This is a genomic window from Paenibacillus sp. Soil787 (assembly GCF_001429545.1).
Classification (GTDB): domain Bacteria; phylum Bacillota; class Bacilli; order Paenibacillales; family NBRC-103111; genus Paenibacillus_E.
Genome location: NZ_LMSP01000044.1, coordinates 456,172 through 473,168 on the forward strand (window position 1 = coordinate 456,172; position 16,997 = coordinate 473,168).

Sequence of the window (16,997 nt, forward strand, 5' to 3'; positions counted from 1 at the left end):
CGTCGGAGTGACTTCCCTTGCCAAAAATAAGAAAAAGCCAGAGCTTGCATTTTTATTCATTTTCTAAGGTAAACTAAGCTTTGTTCGCTCAAAAAAATGTGGAGGTGTTCGTAATGCGTCAGACAAAAAAATCAATGATCGTTGCATCAACTGCAGCCGCGGCAGCAGTCGTGGGATCGGTTATTTTTGGCGTTTACAGGGCAAGAAACAGCAACATTATTGAGCGGATAAAAAACAGATTGACCTAAGGAAAGGGGGCGGGGAAACCGCCTCCTTTCTACCATTCAGTGATTTAAAGCGAAGCGTCATCGGAGAGAACCGGTGGCGTTTTTTTGTTGTATAGGAAATTAATTAAGCTGCTGATTTGTGGATAAGTGGTGTAAAAGGAACTGGGGGGGAATGGGAAGATCGTGGTAAGAAAGCTAAATCTGAGGGTTAGATGAACCTTCGGCTAGAAGAGTTTATTCACCCGAAGGGAGATTCCGGTTTTTCCAGAAATAGCTTGGCGCGTTTGCTTGAACCATTGGATTTTATCCAATGATTTTCCTATTCAGGCCTAACAATGACATCTTACATTGGATTATTTCCAATCGAATTACCTCGAAATGCCAATATTCATGGAAAATGTTAGTTTCTATTGGATTTTCTCCAATGAAAGTAGGATATCCAAAGCCCGAATTGATATTCTATTGGATTTTCTCCAATGTAATTCAGAGAACACATAGCTTGTGAAATCCAGTTTGTTCTTTGCCAGAAGGATAATAGCTAATCAAAGTCGAGAAAACAAGAAAAACCAGCGTTAAGACGCTGGTTCTTCTTGTTTTCTCTCATTATGATTTTCTCCCCAAGCACACATGACTTCTATTACAGGGATCAATGTTCTGCCATATTCACTAAGTGAATATTCTACTTTGGGAGGGACGGTGGGGTACACCGTTCTTTCAATACGCCTTCTTGTTCCAAGTCACGAAGATGTTGCGTAAGCATTTTTTGGGAGACATCAGGTATTAGCTTCTCCAGATCATTGTACCGCTTGGTTGATTCCGTCAAATGCCATAAAATCATCGGCTTCCATTTTCCACCTAAAACGTGAATGACGGTCTCGATTGGACATTCGCGCTGATGAATCATTGATAAATCACTTCCTTACTTTTAAGTAAGCGGCAACGACGGATCTCATGCTCATCTGGGATTTATTCACTAATATCAAATTTTGAAAGCAGGTTTTAATGTCTTCGCATCACATAGAATTCAATAACATTGACAAAGTAGATCGAGAAAGATATGATATCACTTGTTGTATTTATGAAAGTAACAGGAGGTGTTTTGAATATGGCTGTTCCTCAAAGAAGAACGTCCAAAACACGTCGCGATAAGCGCCGTACTCACTTTAAACTGGTTGTGCCAGGAATGGTGAAGTGTGAACAATGTGCAGAATTAAAAATGGCACATCATGTTTGCAAAAACTGCGGTTCATATAAAGGTAGAGAGATCGTAAAAGCTCAATAATAATATGAATTGCATCCTTAAATGACACTCTAAACAATTAGAGTGTCATTTTTGTATTTGACTGGGATTGCGGGGTTTCTCGGTGCAATGTTTCGAGGTTGGCTATACGAGGGAATGGTAAAGTATTCTGGGTTCAAACGGATTTCTACAGGAATCGGCATCATCCTACTTTTGCTAAGACTGATTGGGCGTGGAATATTTAATAAGAGTTGGGACCTGTAATCACACTTTGCATAAAAAATAATTTTCATTATCTATTTCGACATTATTTTATATCTGGTTCAACTATAATGAGAGACACATTCGTACAAGAAGGAGTGTTTCAATTAAATGATGAAAAAGGTTGCAACAACGATCGTGATCGCTGTAATGGCAGGTACATTGTTCTCATCTTCCGCCTGGGCCAAGAGCGATCAAGCAAGGAATCAGCTTGTGGCTTTGGGAGATTCCATCACGTACGGGTATAATTTAGGGGTGGATAACGAGACCCCTTCAGAGTTCGCGTTCCCTTATCTAATGAAACAGGATGCGAAGCTTAAAGTTAACGATCTGGCAATACCTGGTATTACATCAACCCAGTTATTAGACGTCGTACAGCAAGATAAACTGATCCGTCAAGACGTGAAACATGCCGATTACATAACGCTGGACATCGGAAACAATGACTTGCTGCAAGCAGTCGCTGCCGCCACTAATAATGGGGTTTTAAACATAGCAGCACTGCAACAGAACTTGCAGAATGTTGTCGTTCCCAATCTGTTATATACACTTAAAAGTACGATTTTAGAAATCCGGTCTTTGACGGATGCTCCTATTGCGGTCTACAACATTTATAATCCCTATCAGGTCACCAATCAACCGATGTACACCTATTCGGAGTTACTGCTGACCCAACTAGTCAATAATAACTTGGCATCCTTAATTGATTCGCTTAAAAGCTCGGGCATAGATAATCTCGCGTTAGCCAATGCGTATTTGGCATTTAAGGACAAACAGAATCTCTATGTGCGGCCAAATGACGTTCATCCAACAATCGAAGGCCAGAAAATTCTAGCGGAAATAGGCATAGAGGCACTTGGTCTTTAGGAAGCCCCAAACTCTGACTTCATAAGGTCAGAGTTTTTTTGCGTTATGTGACTGGCATCACGACCTACGATTCAAAGCACACGTCATTTTATAATGAGAGTGGATTCAAACCTTGTTCTGGAGGATTGTTATTGATCAATTCAGAAGAAGCTGTCTTTTTTTTCACACCCGTTTTTTATACACTCTCATTGCAAAGAAATATGCTACGAACAAAATCCCGACGCACCATGCAAGAGCAATCCATATATCGTTGCCCACCGGCTGACCTGACAGTAGTGCACGGATGGCTTCCACTATCGAGGTCACCGGCTGGTTTTCGGCAAAGGCTCGAACGATTGAAGGCATAGACTCGGTAGGCACAAACGCCGAGCTGATAAACGGCAGGAAGATAATCGGGTAGGAAAAGGCGCTTGCGCCATCCACCGATTTTGCGGACAGTCCGGCAATCGCCGCGACCCAAGTTAATGCCAAGGTAAACAGAGCGAGTATACCGGCTACTGCAAGCCAAGGCAATATCCCCGCGGACGAACGAAAGCCCATAATTAACGCTACAAGAATGATGACAATAACCGATAGGGCGTTGGATACCAGCGAGGTCAGCACGTGCCCCCACAGTAAGGTGGAACGTGAAATCGGCATGGAGTGAAACCGTTCGAATATGCCCCGTTGTACATCAATAAAAAGGCGGTAAGCGGTGTAGGATATACCGCTAGCAATAGCAATTAGGAGTATACCAGGCAATAAGTAATTCACATAATTATCCGTTCCGGTTTGAATTGCACCGCCAAAGACATAGACGAAGAGCAACATAAAAGCGATCGGCATGACGGTAACCGTGATAATGGTGTCCATACTGCGGAAAATATGGCGCATGGAACGTCCAAGCATAACGCCCAGATCGCTGAAGAAGTGTTTCTTTACCGTCTCCATTTATTTTCCCTCCTTTTTGCCGACGATTGCGAGGAATATCTCCTCTAATGTCGGCTGTTTTTCAACATATTCCACCTTTGCGGAGGGGAACAGCTTTTTTAGATCCGAGAGTGTGCCGCTGGCGATAATCCTGCCCTCATGCAGAATGGCAATTCGGTCGGCAAGCTGCTCAGCCTCCTCCAAATACTGTGTGGTTAGGAGTACCGTCGTGCCGCCGTCGGCAAGCTCCTTGACAATCTTCCAAACCTCGATGCGCNTCGGCAAGCTGCTCAGCCTCCTCCAAATACTGTGTGGTTAGGAGTACCGTCGTGCCGCCGTCGGCAAGCTCCTTGACAATCTTCCAAACCTCGATGCGTGCCTCGGGGTCAAGCCCAGTGGTCGGCTCGTCGAGGAAGATGATCTGCGGTTTTCCCACGAGGCTTAAGGCGATGTCGAGCCTTCGACGCATACCACCCGAATAAGTAGACACCCTGCGGTCGGCGGCGTCTGTCAGGCCGAAGCGTTTAAGCAAGTCGTCCGCAACCTGACGCGGATCCTTGAGGTAACGCAGCTTCGCAATCATGATAAGATTTTCCCGTCCGGTTAAAATTTCGTCCACCGCGGCAAATTGCCCGGTCAGACTGATCGCCTGCCTTACATGATCGGGTTTTGACGCAACATCGAATCCGTTGATGGCGGCGGTTCCGCCGTCCGGTTTGAGCAGCGTGGTGAGGATTTTGACAACCGTTGTCTTGCCTGCCCCGTTGGAGCCGAGGAGGGCGAAAATACTGCCCTTTTCCACCTCGAAATCTACCCCTTTTAGCACTTGATGCTGCTTGTAGGACTTTTGCAGGCCAATGACTTGAATGGGCTTGGTTTGCATCGGATTCCCTCCCTTAAATTAAATGACGGTAACTTTTGACAAATTGGCCCCCATGCCTTTAAGCGAAGCATAAGTCAGCTTATCCATGACTGCGCCGTCAAAGCAGATGGTTTTGATGCCACGGTAATACTTATTGGTCAAAGAGAAAAATGCCTGAAAAGACACATTCTTGAGTGTAGCGCCCCTAAACGAAACTTCGTTTACTGCCGATTTGTCAAACTTAACGCCGATAAAGATTTGCCCGTCAAGATGCAGCCCGCTCAGGTCGGAATCTTTGAAGTCCACGCCGTCAAAGATACAACCTTCAAAAATAGTTTTTCTTAGGTCGATCTTGGTTAGCGTGACGTCAGTCAGTTTTACGCCTGTGAATTTTGCTCCCTCCAGCCCCGAAATGTTGAAGTTGGTGCGTACAAGGATGGATTTATTGAAACTCGCATCCGAAAGGTCTAGTACGGATAGATTACAGTCCGTCAGATTCGCACCGTCAAAATTGGCTTCGCGTAAATCACTGCTCTTAAACGAACTTCCGGTCAAGTCTGCACCCGCAAAGTCGGCACCGCGCAACGCGCTAGCATTAAATTGACCTTTATGGGCCGTAACGCCTGCAAAGTCGCTTTTCGCAAGGTTGCTTGCGCTAAAGTTTGTCACGACTTGCCGTTCCAGCGAGCGGGAGAGGTTGGCGACCTCCAGTATCGTTTGTTCGATGTCGCCGATGCTCTCAATGGTCATCTTAAACGCTGTTTCATCGTCTTTGCCCTCGGCTTTGAGTTCACGATATCGCTCCTGTAAATCGGAGTGCAGGTCGGCTTTTAATTCGGTGACGCTTTTTACTCCATCGTATGGCGTAAACACGCCGTTCAAATAGTTCGCTAATTTCTGATTCATAACATCAAACTCCTTATAATAAATTTTCTAGTACGCGCTTTGAATACTCCCAATTGCTTTTGTTGCGTGCGTAAGCATCCTTACCTTTATCGGTAATCCTAAAATACTTGCGCCGTCCGCCCTGAGATTCGTCACCCCAATACCACTCGATATCGCCGTCTATCTCAAGCCGCCGGACACTGGAGTACATCGTGGCTTCCTTTAATTCATACTCGCCGCCCGAGCGCTCGGCAATCAGTTTGACAATCTCGTACCCGTAGCGGTCAGCTTCGGATAAGAGCCGTAAAATCATCGTATCGGTATGTCCGCGCAGCAGGTCGGATGTAATTTTGTTCTCGCTCATCTAATCACCTCCGCCTTTTTATAATACGACACACTACTATGACTGTCAAGGTAGTATTTCAAATAAAATACTTTGTTTGAAAAGTAATGTATATATTCATTACGATATCTAACCGATTCATTCTCTTTTTTCGTGCTTTATCTAATTTGAACTTTCATAAAACAACAATAATATATTTACAACCGGTAATTATTTATTGCAAAACGATAAATTATGCATTAAAATCAAATTGACAATAACTAAGTGAGGTGCATGTTATGAATCGTGAAACACTCTTTTTAAAAGTAGTTGTTTTTCTAATTGGAATTCCTATTCTTGCTTTGTGTATATTTTGGTTGCCTTGGATAGGTAATGAAGCAGCAGAACATTATCCAGAGTTGGCTTATTGGAAATATCCCGTTTTAATAGGGCTGTATGTAACGGCGATAGCGTATTTCGCTGCATTGTATCAAACGCTAAGACTTTTAAGCTATATTGACAAGAACAAAGCTTTCTCGGAATTATCCGTGAAGGCTTTAAAGACAATAAAATACTGTGCAATCACAATTAGTGTCTTGTATGCGGCAGGCATGCCACTCATAGTCCATATGGCGCAGGAAGACGACGCCCCAGGTCTCGGAGTACTCGGATTGGTCCTTACTTGCGCTCCAATTGTGATTGCAGTTTTTGCTGCGGTACTTCAAAAACTTTTGAAAAATGCCATAGATATAAAATCAGAAAATGACTTAACGGTCTGAGGAGAATAACATGGCGATTATAATCAATATTGATGTGATGTTGGCTAAAAGGAAAATGAGTGTGACAGAACTTTCGGAGAGGGTTGGAATAACTATGGCTAACCTTTCGATATTGAAAAATGGAAAGGCAAAAGCAATTAGGTTTTCAACTTTAGAAGCAATTTGCAAAGCATTAGAATGCCAACCTGGAGATATTTTAGAATACAGAAGAGACGAAGGGGAGGTATAACCATGGACAGTAACAATTTGATTATTGAAAATATGGCTAACCCCCATGAGCTCGAGAGATTGTTTAGAAAAGAACCAGAAGCTTTTAAAAAGTCGCTCTCATATGCTTGGGAACAAAACCCGAATTCGCAGGTTCTTGCCGTTTGGTATGAACGATTGCATTTCAAGGAGACGGAAAATACAGAAAAAGCTTCCTTACTTCAGAAAGATTTCTTATTAATGGGCATTTTAGCAATTCTGGCCGGGATTAGCACTAGGATCATTTTTCATTTTGTCGAACAGCAAGCTATAGCCCCTATTAACCTTGTATTTGGTATTCTTCCCTTAATTGCCATCTATTTCGTAACCAGTAATTTACCGAAAAAAAAGATTCTGTTCACCCTAGCATCGTCATTCGTAATCTCCGGGATTTATCTAAATATGCTCTCATTAGAGCAGAAGGACAGTATTATCCTGGCTTATATTAACCTACCCATATTCTTATGGGTATTAGTAGGGCTTGCATTTACAGGAAATGATTATGGCAGAGGCAGCACAAGATTAGCCTATCTTAAATTTAATGGGGAACTTTGCATTCTTTACGCCAGCCTGGCAATTAGCGGAATGCTGCTAACAGTATTAACCATGCAGTTATTTAAATTTGTCGGCTTGGATATATCTGAATTCTATTTTAAAAATATTGTTTTATTTGGTGCTGCCGCTCTCGCAATTGTGGCTACATATCTGGTATCAAGGAACCTTAAACTTGCTAAAAATATAGCACCATATATAGCCAAAATATTTAGTCCTCTTGTACTGGCCACATTGTTGGTCTATCTTATAACGGTTATTTGGGTCGGGAAAAATCCATTCTTGGATCGCAATTTTCTCATATCCTTCAATGGAATACTCCTTAGTGTATTGGCCGTTACCATATTCTCCATTACCGAAAGCGGCACAGACGAGAAAAAGAACATTTCTGATTATATAAATTTCGCCCTAATTGTGCTTGCTCTTATCATTGACAGTGTGGCTTTATCAGCCATAGTGTTCAGGCTTTCTTCTTATGGGATTACGCCCAACAGACTTGCTGTTTTAGGCGCAAACATACTTATCTGGGCCAATCTGATTTGGATTATGCTCTCCTATTTGCGTTTTCTACAAAACAAAACCGGACCGTTGGCCATCCAAGATGCCGTTACTAAGTATTTGCCGATCTACGGACTTTGGGCAGCTTTCGTTACATTTACTTTTCCTTTAATTTTTTATTAGAAAGGCTCTGTTAATGTAATTTCAATCAGACCTACTATAGATACGAGTTTGTAAAAAGTATTTCAAATCTTTTTTGTACTAACAACCGATTCAAAACTTTAGTTGTATTTTGTTTTCGTGATAAAAAGTCTTGAATTAAGAAAATAACTTTTTGAAGTAATTAGGCGTTCACTTTATTGGGTGAACGCTTATAATATTTTCTTGTAACTTTAACTTTAACATACAAATTTCCGCGCTGTTGATGGAACTGAGGTGTTTGACATCCAGAAAGGTGAGGTTGTGAAAAACATAAAAAAACTCAGCAAGTTTGCAAAGTGAAGTTGAAAAATGGTCATCTTCGATTACTGGACCCGTTGGCTCATTAAATATTGAGCCTATTTGAAGAAGTTTTCTCGTTTTGGGAACCATTTCCTTATAGGATGGTCTAATTACGAAGAGGTGATGAAATTGGAACCACATTATTTGAAATATTTGGCGGAACCCAAGATAAAGATTACATACTACTGCACATTACGGTCTAACCGCCAAAGAAACCGCTGAACTGCTGAATATATCCCAAGGCACGGTAAAATCTAGGCTGCATAGAGCACGTACGAAAATAACTTATATTGGAAACGCTTTCATTTATGAAGCCCTTTTGTGAGATTTATTATAGGCTCAGTTCCTTAAGGTCGATGAAAAATTTTAATTAATTTACAATAAAAAAATATCTCGACCATATAGTTATTCACCAGAGTAAAAAATCATCCCTTAAGCAGTTGTATTTCGTTATTTCGTGAAATATGACCTATATTCATTTTCAGAAAACAAGTATATAAGAACCATTTACATCACATGCAATGGAGAATTACGATTAAGTTGCTGCTAAATATTGACTAGAATATAGAAAAAAATTCATTATTCATCAAGTTCCGACAATGGCAAACCTGGCGAAAGCCAGCGACGCAAAGCTATAGGGGCGTAACCGCGGCGTTAATGAACGCCGCAAGCCAGCCAGCTACCGAAGGACGGGGACATCGAAGGACCCTCCTGATTGCAGGATGGTCCTTTTTACATAGAATCACTGTCAGGAAAGGAGCCGTTGTACATATTCCCGGAAAGCGATGCCGACATCACGATTCCGAAGGAGCATTATTTGGCATTTTCGTGGACGACTACAACAATGGCTGCGGGCTATAGCATTCCTTACAATACGGAAGTGCCATTGGCATCTGCCTACGATGCGCCCGGGCATGCCGCAGGCAAAATATCAGCCGACGGTTTCCGTAAATCCGCAAACTTTCTGGTTTTGCCGGACTTCATAGGCTGCGAACGCGAGGGAGGAAGGTGCCTTACCTTAGTCAATGAAGCGATACGAAGCCATGCCATCGAAGGCGTCGATCGGGTATTCGATATAGTGGAAGAGCTCTCTCAAGTCGCTCCATGCGATAACCTGCATACCCTGAATATATGTCCGATGAGTGGGTTAAATAAGATTAAACAAGTACAAGCACCGTTCGATTTTCGAGACGCTGCAGCCGTTAAACCAAAGAAGTTACAAACTTAGAAGGAAGGGATCTAAATGAGTAAAAGCAGGCTCAAACACATCACTTTACTCGCATTGACTGTTATGTTCCTTGCAGTACCCGGTTTTCCAGGCCCTAAGCAGGTTCATGCTGCCGTAACAAGCGAATCGTACACGTTCAACAGCGTCAATACAGGTGCCGGAGGCGGTTATGTCGACGGCATCGTGTTCAACAAGACAGAGAGGGATCTTATTTATGCGCGTACCGATGTCGGCGGTGCATACCGTTGGGACAAGATGAATAACAGCTGGATCCCGATTACCGATATGGTTGGTTGGGACAATTCGAACAAATACGGTGTGGATGCGTTGGCAACCGACCCGGTCGATCCTAATCGGGTGTATCTAGCAACCGGCTTGTACACGAACAGTTGGGACGAGCAACCCGGCTCCATCTTGAGGTCGACCGACAGAGGAAATACCTGGCAGACGACTGCGCTCCCGTTCAAGGTCGGAGGCAACATGCCGGGCCGTGGCATGGGCGAGCGTTTGATGGTCGATCCGAATAAGAACAGCATTTTGTTTTTTGGCGCCCGCAGCGGCAACGGACTTTGGAAAAGCACCGACTATGGCGTAACCTGGTCGAAGGTGACGTCTTTCCCGAACGTAGGCGGGTACAGACTCTCTGATTCGGCCGATCCCTACGGCTTCGGCAACGATATCATCGGTCTGTCCTGGATTGCATTCGATAAGGCGTCGGGCACGCCGGGCAATCCAACCCAAACTATCTATGTCGGCGTGGCGGATACAGGAACGAGTGTATACAAAAGTACGGACGGCGGAGCGACCTGGTCGGCGATCCCGGGGCAGCCGACTGGCTTTATTACGCACCATGGCGAGCTTTCCTCGAACGGCTATCTATACGTCACGTATAGCGACGATCCGGGGCCTTATGTCGGCGGAAAGGGCGATGTCTGGAAGCTGAACACGGCAACCGGCGTCTGGACGAATATCAGCCCGGTACCGAGCAGCAGCCCTAACAATGGTTACGGCTACGGAGGCATTGCCGTAGATGCCCAGCACCCTGACGCGCTGGTTGTTGCAACACTGAATCAGTGGTGGCCGGACAATCAGTTCTATCGGAGCACAGACGGCGGCGCTACGTGGAAACCAATATGGGAGTGGGGCGCTTACCCGAACAGGAATCTTCATTATACGCAGGATATTTCCGCAGCTCCATGGCTCGATATGGGGGATCACCCGGCCATGCCGATCGTTTCGCCCAAGCTCGGCTGGATGATTGACGATATCGAGATCGATCCATTCAACTCGGATCGGATGATGTACGGGACAGGCGCTACGCTGTACGGCACGAACAACCTGACCGCATGGGATACCGGCGGAACCGTCAATATTTCCGTCATGGCCAAAGGAATCGAGGAACTCGCCATTCTCGGCTTAATCAGCCCGCCATCGGGCGCGCATCTGGTGAGCGCGGTCGGAGATGTCGCCGGCTTCCGGCACGACGACCTGCTAACGCCACCATCGCAAGTATTCTTGAATCCGCACTGGGCCTCCACGTTCGGCATCGATTACGCCGAGCTGGTTCCGAACTATATCGTGCGAGTCGGATTTGGCGATTACGATAAGGATCCGAATACAAAATCGCTTGCAATCTCCACGGACGGCGGAACGACCTGGAGCAAGCCAACCTCGGAACCTACATGGGGCACAGGCAATAAGGGAGGCGGTACGGTAGCGGTCGCCGCTGATTCAAGCTCCATCCTTTGGAGCACGGATAAGGCAGGCGTATTCTATTCCAAGGACGGCGGCGCTACGTGGACGCAAAGCGCGGTTTACGACGGAACCATGCTGCCTACCGGAGCGAAGATTGCATCCGACCGCGTGAACAAAAACGTATTTTATGCATTCGCAGCCGGCAAAATGTACACCAGTTGGGACAGCGGCGCGCATTTCAGCATTAACGTTACTTCCGGTCTGCCTACGGCGGGCAGCGCGGAGCTGAAAGCCGTTCCGGGCAAAGAGGGTGAAGTCTGGTTCGCGGGCGGAAGCGCCCGAACAGGTCAGGTTTACGGTCTGTGGCATTCCTCCAACTACGGCGGTTCGTATACGAAGCTGGGCAATGTTGAACAAGCAGACAGTATCGGCTTCGGCAAGGCGGCCCCAGGCCAAACTTACAGTGCGCTTTATACGGTCGCGAAGATCGATGGCGTACGCGGTATTTACCGCTCGGATAATGTAGGCGCAACATGGGTGCGGATCAACGACGACCAGCATCAGTACTCGCGTCCAGGGACCATTACCGGAGATCCGCGCATTTACGGCCGCGTCTACTTCGGCGGCAGGGGAGCGTTGTTCGGCGATCCGACCTTAAGCGGAACCTATAAGATCACGAACAGGAAGAGCGGATTATCCCTTACCTTGCCGGGATCTTCCGCAACCTCCGGTACTCAATTGGTACAATCGGCGTATAGCGGAGGCCTTAATCAGCAATGGAATATCATCCCGAACAGTAATGGCACTTACAGGGTCAAAAGTAATAGCAGCAGCCAATCTGTTGATGTAAACGGCGGAAGCTCTGCAGACGGAACGGCAATCATACAGTGGACGGATCATACCGGACATAATCAAGAGTGGATACTGGAGCCAATTGGCGACGGCAATTATAAATTGATAAGCAAGCAAACAGCCAAGGCGATCACTGTAATGAATGCATCGACCGTTGATGGGGCCAATATCGCTCAGGGGCCTTACACCAACGATGCAACAACGAATGACGAATGGATCCTTGCACGAGTTCAATAATCAAACCTGCACCTGCAGGTGAATCACAGCGAACTAAATGAAATATGGAATTAATTAAAAAATCCCCCTGCTCAAGTAGGAGGAAAGCAATTTAGATGGTATGAGGAAACCCTTGTCCCATCTGTCTCGGCGAATGCCGAGAGGTTATATCCTGCCAAGGAGGGAACGATATGAAATTGTCCAGATTAAGGGGAAGCAAACGTTATCAGCGTACAATTAACAGTGTTCTTTGTTTTATACTTGCAATTACAAGCTTTATCGGCTTAGGGAGCGGCGATAAAGCGTATGCAGCCGTTTCGCCTCTGATTACCTCCTTCAAGCCACAGGTACAAAATGTTGATACGAATGTTTCCTACAGGGATTCTTCAGGGAACACGATATCGGGAGTCATCCACCATCCGGGTATTGCAATGCGACAGGCCGATCTGGACAATATGCGCGATCATGTAAGAGCAGGGGATGAGCCCTGGAATACCGCGTTTAATGCTTTTGCCAGTGACAACCAATCCAGTACATCTCCACCTATATTATACCAACAAGGAAATGACATATTTGTTAATATTCTCGGCCCTTGGGCCGCAACGGTAAATGGTGTTTATTATAGCAACCCCAGTGATTATGTAGGAACGCGTGCCAATACGGATTCCCAAACCGCTTTCATGCAGGCCATTATGTGGTATATTACCGGCAATGAAACATATCGCTCCAATGCGATGACGATCATAAGAGATTATTCTGCTATACAGTCTGTTGTTAAACATACAAGTTTCCGTTTTGCAACGATGACTTATTTGCTTGGAGCAGCGGCAGAAATTTTACGCTATTCCGATACGCCAACGTCCAGTCTAGATTGGACGACTACGGATACGACGAATCTCACCAATGTGATGAACCTTGTTTCGGTTACTTATAACGCTCATACCTTTTTTATGAATCAGCATCAGTTCACAGCTGGGGGAACGATGGCAAGAGCCATCTTTACAAATGACTTGCAGCTTTATGCAGAGGCCGTAGAAGCAACGACCGTTAATTCCGCAGGAAATCAAGGCGGAAGAAATGGTTCGATTAAGTATGAGATGCGCATGATGACAACTAATGAAGTAACAGGAGCGGCTTTGGACCCAGCCGATTATCACGTGCAGTTAGCTGAAATGGGACGTGATGTGGGGCATTCTTATGCCGATATCGCTGGACTCTCTACATTGGCGCAAATGATCTATGCCCAAGGCACGAAGGTTGATCCAGTGAATGGAACGATGTCCACTGCCGCTAACGCGGTGAATCCTTTCAACTTCCTGAATGACCGGTTGTTAGAAGGAACCACCTATGCGCTGAAGTATCATCTGGGCTATGATGTGTTATGGACACCTGAATGGGCAAACCAAGATAGTACTTATCAATATTATGATAAGATCAATGCAGACGGCAGGGGCAGGATCGATGCTTTCTACAGTGTTTTATATAATTATTATAAATATATCGAACAAAGGGATATGACTGGGGAAAAATACAAATATTTGGCCTATGCTTATGAAACGAGAATGCCGGAAGTTGCAGGAAAGGATTATCCGCTTGCTACTTTATTGTACACACCTGATGTTGCAAAGGCTGTTGGCTTGAGCAACCAGAAGATTTTAGGTGGAATAACAGGGTTGACAGCAACGGCAGCAGGCACAGATACAGTAAACTTAAGTTGGACGGCCGTTTCAGGAGCATTGGGTTATAACTTATATAGATCTACAGCAGCAGATGGGGTTTATACAAAGATTAACAGTGCGCCAATTACAGCAGCCTCATATAGCAGTGCAGGGTTAAATCCGAATACGATTTACTATTATCAGGTAAGTGTAGCCGGAGGATCGACGTCAGGTGTGGTATCTGCTGCAACAGGAGGAACTGGCACTCCAGCTTTGGATGCAAGCAGCTATACCATTATGGCAAATGATACACATAAAACGGTATTAACGGTCATGTTTTCTGATAGGAGCAGCCAAGACCTCACATCTCAAGCAACTTACACTTCATCAAACACGGCCGTGGCAGCAGTGAATGCAGCAGGTGTAGTTACGGGGATAAGTGTAGGTACAACTACGATTACTGCCACATATAACGGAAAAACTTATAATGCCATAGTACAAGTAGTAATGGATACTAGCTTAAAAGCCTGGTATCAATTTGACGAAACGAGCGGGATCACAGCCGCGGACTCGTCCGGATACGGGAATAACGGGACGGTAATCAATGGTGCAACCTGGACAGCAGGTAACAGCGGCAACGCAGTGAATCTTGACGGTGCAGACGACTATATTGCTCTTCCTGCCGGTGTTGTTTCCAATGCAAACACGGCCACGGTGGCAACTTGGGTTAACCTGGATACCCTGAGTAACTGGACGCGTATTTTTGACTTTGGCTCCGGAACTTCTACCTATATGAACCTTATCCCGAAAAATGGAGCAAATAGTAAAATTCGCTTTGCGATAAACAATGGTTCGAGTGAACAAATCATTGATGGGACGTCGGCGCTGGCAACAGGAGGCTGGCATCATGTAGCCGTCACATTAAATGGCGCAACTGGTATTCTCTACGTTGACGGTGTTGAAGTAGGGCGTAATAGCGCTATGACCATTAAGCCCTCCGATATGGGTGCCACCACACAAAATTACATTGGCCGCTCCCAATTCGCCGATCCCTATCTCGATGGACGAGTAGATGATTTCAGAGTCTATAATCGTGCTTTAAGCTCATCTGAAATTACCAGTGTGATGAATGGGCAAACACTAGCAACAGTGCCGACAGTACCAACTGGAACAACGGCAACAACAGACTATAGTTCGGTAAACCTAAGCTGGTCAGCAGTAACAGGAGCAACAGGTTATCATGTATACATGGCTGATTCTTCAGCAGTTAATGCCATTTATACAAAGGTAAATACGGATGTTATTAGAGGAACAACATTTGCCAACCTAGGATTAAAGGCTAATACAACTTCCTATTATAGAGTAACAGCAGTAAATGCACTTGGAGAATCAGGTGTTTCAGCTACTGCTTCAGCAACAACCTCGACTGGTATTCCGGATGCTAATCTAATAGGCTGGTATAAATATAACCAAACAAGTGGCACTACAGCCGCAGACTCATCAGGATATGGCAGTAGCGGGACAGTAATTAATGGTGCAACTTGGACAACAGGCAACAGAGGCAACGCAGTGGATCTTGATGGAACAAACGATTATAGTGCTCTTCCAGCTGGTGTTGTCTCTAGTGCTAACACTGCAACTCTTTCAGCTTGGGTTAATCTGGATACCGTGACGAACTGGATGCGCATTTTTGATTTCGGTTCTGGAACTTCTACCTATATGAACCTCACGCCGAAAAATGGATCTAATGGAAAGATCCGTTTTGCGATCCGAAACAATGGCTCGAGTGAACAAATCATTGATGGGCAGTCCGCGGTAGCAACCGGAGGCTGGCATCATGTAGCCGTGACATTAAATGGCGCGACGGGCACCCTTTACGTTGACGGTCTTCAAGTAGGGCAAAATACCACGATGACCCTTAAACCATCCGATCTGGGTGCTACCACACAAAATTGGATTGGTCGCTCCCAATTCGCCGATCCCTATCTCGATGGACGGGTGGATGATTTCCGAATCTATAACCGTGCGATTAGCGCATCAGAAGTGACGAGCGTGATGAACGGGGAAACGTTAACCGTTCCTGCAGTGCCGACTGGCGTATCAGCCAAGTTCGTAAGCGGATTGACAACCAATTTGAGCTGGACGGCTGCTGCGAATGCTACCAGTTATAACGTTAAGCGTGCAACCGTCAGCGGCGGGCCGTATACAACCATCGCTACGGGCGTGCTTGGAACGAGCTATACGGATTCGGGCCTGACAGCCGGTACCTCGTATTATTACGTCGTTAGTGCCGTCAATCCGGGGCATGAAAGCGCCAGTTCGACCGAAGCAGGTGCAATATTACCTATAGTACAGCTTAAATTTGACGAGACAAACGGAACAACGGCAGCTGATGCCACCGGAGGCGGCTGGAACGGCACGCTTGTGAACGGCCCATTGTGGGCTGCCGGAAAGAGCGGCAACGCAGTAGATCTGGACGGGACCAACGACTATGTTGCCCTTCCTGCCGGCGTTGTCTCTAGTAGCGACACGGTCACCGTTGCGGCTTGGGTGTATCTGGATGCCGTGAGCAACTGGATGCGTATATTTGATTTCGGTTCCGGAACGTCTACCAATATGTACATCACGCCGAAGAACGGAGCTAATGGTAAAATCCGCTTTGCGATAAAGAACAATGGCTCGAGCGAGCAAATAATCGACGGTACGTCGGCGCTGGCTACAGGAGGCTGGCATCATGTCGCCGTCACATTAAACGGCGCAACAGGCACTCTCTACGTGGACGGCGTAAATGTCGGGAGCAACAGTGCTATGACCCTTAAACCATCCAATATGGGCTCGACGACCCAAAATTGGATTGGCCGCTCCCAATACAATGATCCATATCTCAATGGACGAGTGGACGACTTCCGTATTTATAACAAAACGCTGACTGCCGGCGAGATTGCTGCCCTTGCGCGATAAATTAACACGCAGCAGAGCGAATCAGCCCTATAGGACGATTCGCTGCTTCCGCAAGCTAGGCGCCAACATTATTATCCGAATTAAGGTCCGCGGGAAAACCGCGGGCTTTTTCTTTGTGTGCCACGCATGGCGATTAACTAGGTGGTGAAAGTCCGCTGTGGGGGTTTGTAGTTACCAACCACTAGCCAAGAGCAAGGGTGTCCATCGCGAGGTGGAATCTGAAGGAAGCTGGAGGCAA

12 protein-coding genes, 4 pseudogenes and 1 riboswitch are annotated in these 16,997 nt (G+C 45.8%); of the genes and pseudogenes, 10 read left to right on the plus strand and 6 right to left on the minus strand.

Translation table 11 applies throughout. The annotated features are described in order from the left end of the window. Positions 1 to 113: 113 nt before the first annotated feature. Positions 114 to 248, plus strand: a complete 135-nt coding sequence (locus ASG93_RS36875; protein ID WP_268796064.1) for a hypothetical protein — start codon at positions 114 to 116, stop codon at positions 246 to 248. 551 nt (positions 249 to 799) lie between these two features. Here ASG93_RS36875 and ASG93_RS28510 read toward each other — a convergent pair. Continuing rightward, positions 800 to 1,131 (minus strand): annotated as a pseudogene (locus ASG93_RS28510) (winged helix-turn-helix transcriptional regulator). A 201-nt stretch (positions 1,132 to 1,332) separates the two neighbouring features. Here ASG93_RS28510 and rpmF point away from each other — a divergent pair. Then, positions 1,333 to 1,509: a 50S ribosomal protein L32 gene (rpmF, locus tag ASG93_RS28515; protein WP_056837598.1), complete on the plus strand. Its 177-nt coding sequence runs from the start codon at positions 1,333 to 1,335 to the stop codon at positions 1,507 to 1,509. Between the two features lie 330 nt (positions 1,510 to 1,839). After that, the gene (locus ASG93_RS28520; protein ID WP_056837601.1) at positions 1,840 to 2,595 is read left to right on the plus strand and encodes an SGNH/GDSL hydrolase family protein; all 756 of its coding nucleotides are present in this window, start codon (positions 1,840 to 1,842) and stop codon (positions 2,593 to 2,595) included. Between the two features lie 162 nt (positions 2,596 to 2,757). Here ASG93_RS28520 and ASG93_RS28525 read toward each other — a convergent pair whose 3' ends face one another. From ASG93_RS28525 to ASG93_RS28540, 5 genes and pseudogenes are all read right to left on the minus strand, one after another. Next, the gene (locus tag ASG93_RS28525; RefSeq protein WP_056837602.1) at positions 2,758 to 3,525 is read right to left on the minus strand and encodes an ABC transporter permease; all 768 of its coding nucleotides are present in this window, start codon (positions 3,523 to 3,525) and stop codon (positions 2,758 to 2,760) included. Continuing rightward, a pseudogene (locus tag ASG93_RS35545) lies at positions 3,526 to 3,781 on the minus strand (ABC transporter ATP-binding protein); the annotation flags it as partial. It lies immediately after the preceding gene. A gap of 1 nt (position 3,782) precedes the next feature. Next, positions 3,783 to 4,387, minus strand: a pseudogene (locus ASG93_RS28530) (ABC transporter ATP-binding protein); the annotation flags it as partial. Positions 4,388 to 4,405: 18 nt separating this feature from the next. After that, positions 4,406 to 5,272 (minus strand): pentapeptide repeat-containing protein, encoded by an 867-nt coding sequence (locus ASG93_RS28535; RefSeq protein ID WP_056837604.1) that lies wholly within the window; start codon positions 5,270 to 5,272, stop codon positions 4,406 to 4,408. A gap of 13 nt (positions 5,273 to 5,285) precedes the next feature. Then, a complete protein-coding gene (locus ASG93_RS28540) occupies positions 5,286 to 5,615 on the minus strand; it encodes a PadR family transcriptional regulator (RefSeq protein ID WP_056837607.1) in 330 nt (109 codons plus the stop codon). Positions 5,616 to 5,872: 257 nt separating this feature from the next. Here ASG93_RS28540 and ASG93_RS28545 point away from each other — a divergent pair, with 257 nt between their 5' ends. The 7 genes and pseudogenes from ASG93_RS28545 (at position 5,873) to ASG93_RS28570 (ending at position 16,759) form a co-directional block, all read left to right on the plus strand. After that, positions 5,873 to 6,352 carry a DUF2975 domain-containing protein gene (locus tag ASG93_RS28545; protein ID WP_056837609.1) on the plus strand — a complete coding sequence of 160 codons (480 nt, stop codon included), beginning with the start codon at positions 5,873 to 5,875 and terminating at the stop codon, positions 6,350 to 6,352. A gap of 10 nt (positions 6,353 to 6,362) precedes the next feature. Beyond that, positions 6,363 to 6,581: a helix-turn-helix domain-containing protein gene (locus ASG93_RS28550; RefSeq protein WP_056837610.1), complete on the plus strand. Its 219-nt coding sequence runs from the start codon at positions 6,363 to 6,365 to the stop codon at positions 6,579 to 6,581. Between the two features lie 2 nt (positions 6,582 to 6,583). Then, positions 6,584 to 7,831 carry a DUF4153 domain-containing protein gene (locus tag ASG93_RS28555; RefSeq protein WP_056837612.1) on the plus strand — a complete coding sequence of 416 codons (1,248 nt, stop codon included), beginning with the start codon at positions 6,584 to 6,586 and terminating at the stop codon, positions 7,829 to 7,831. Between the two features lie 505 nt (positions 7,832 to 8,336). Next, positions 8,337 to 8,474: pseudogene (locus ASG93_RS34595) on the plus strand (RNA polymerase sigma factor); the annotation flags it as partial. A 266-nt stretch (positions 8,475 to 8,740) separates the two neighbouring features. Beyond that, positions 8,741 to 8,836: riboswitch (cyclic di-GMP riboswitch) on the plus strand. A 76-nt stretch (positions 8,837 to 8,912) separates the two neighbouring features. Next, entirely contained in the window at positions 8,913 to 9,377 is a 465-nt protein-coding gene (locus tag ASG93_RS28560) for a hypothetical protein (protein ID WP_056837614.1), read from the plus strand. A gap of 15 nt (positions 9,378 to 9,392) precedes the next feature. Beyond that, on the plus strand, positions 9,393 to 12,161 hold the full coding sequence (locus tag ASG93_RS28565) for an RICIN domain-containing protein (protein ID WP_056837616.1): 2,769 nt from the start codon (positions 9,393 to 9,395) through the stop codon (positions 12,159 to 12,161). Positions 12,162 to 12,331: 170 nt separating this feature from the next. Beyond that, positions 12,332 to 16,759 (plus strand): LamG-like jellyroll fold domain-containing protein, encoded by a 4,428-nt coding sequence (locus tag ASG93_RS28570; RefSeq protein WP_056837617.1) that lies wholly within the window; start codon positions 12,332 to 12,334, stop codon positions 16,757 to 16,759. Positions 16,760 to 16,997 lie beyond the last annotated feature (238 nt).

Coding starts and splice junctions, on each gene's coding strand:
- ASG93_RS28570 (WP_056837617.1), top strand. CDS start 12,332: ATGAAATTGTCCAGATTAAGGGGAAGCAAACGTTATCAGCGTACAATT.
- ASG93_RS28545 (WP_056837609.1), top strand. CDS start 5,873: ATGAATCGTGAAACACTCTTTTTAAAAGTAGTTGTTTTTCTAATTGGA.
- ASG93_RS28525 (WP_056837602.1), bottom strand. CDS start 3,525: ATGGAGACGGTAAAGAAACACTTCTTCAGCGATCTGGGCGTTATGCTT.
- ASG93_RS28535 (WP_056837604.1), bottom strand. CDS start 5,272: ATGAATCAGAAATTAGCGAACTATTTGAACGGCGTGTTTACGCCATAC.
- ASG93_RS28550 (WP_056837610.1), top strand. CDS start 6,363: ATGGCGATTATAATCAATATTGATGTGATGTTGGCTAAAAGGAAAATG.
- ASG93_RS28555 (WP_056837612.1), top strand. CDS start 6,584: ATGGACAGTAACAATTTGATTATTGAAAATATGGCTAACCCCCATGAG.
- ASG93_RS28565 (WP_056837616.1), top strand. CDS start 9,393: ATGAGTAAAAGCAGGCTCAAACACATCACTTTACTCGCATTGACTGTT.
- ASG93_RS36875 (WP_268796064.1), top strand. CDS start 114: ATGCGTCAGACAAAAAAATCAATGATCGTTGCATCAACTGCAGCCGCG.
- ASG93_RS28540 (WP_056837607.1), bottom strand. CDS start 5,615: ATGAGCGAGAACAAAATTACATCCGACCTGCTGCGCGGACATACCGAT.
- rpmF (WP_056837598.1), top strand. CDS start 1,333: ATGGCTGTTCCTCAAAGAAGAACGTCCAAAACACGTCGCGATAAGCGC.
- ASG93_RS28520 (WP_056837601.1), top strand. CDS start 1,840: ATGATGAAAAAGGTTGCAACAACGATCGTGATCGCTGTAATGGCAGGT.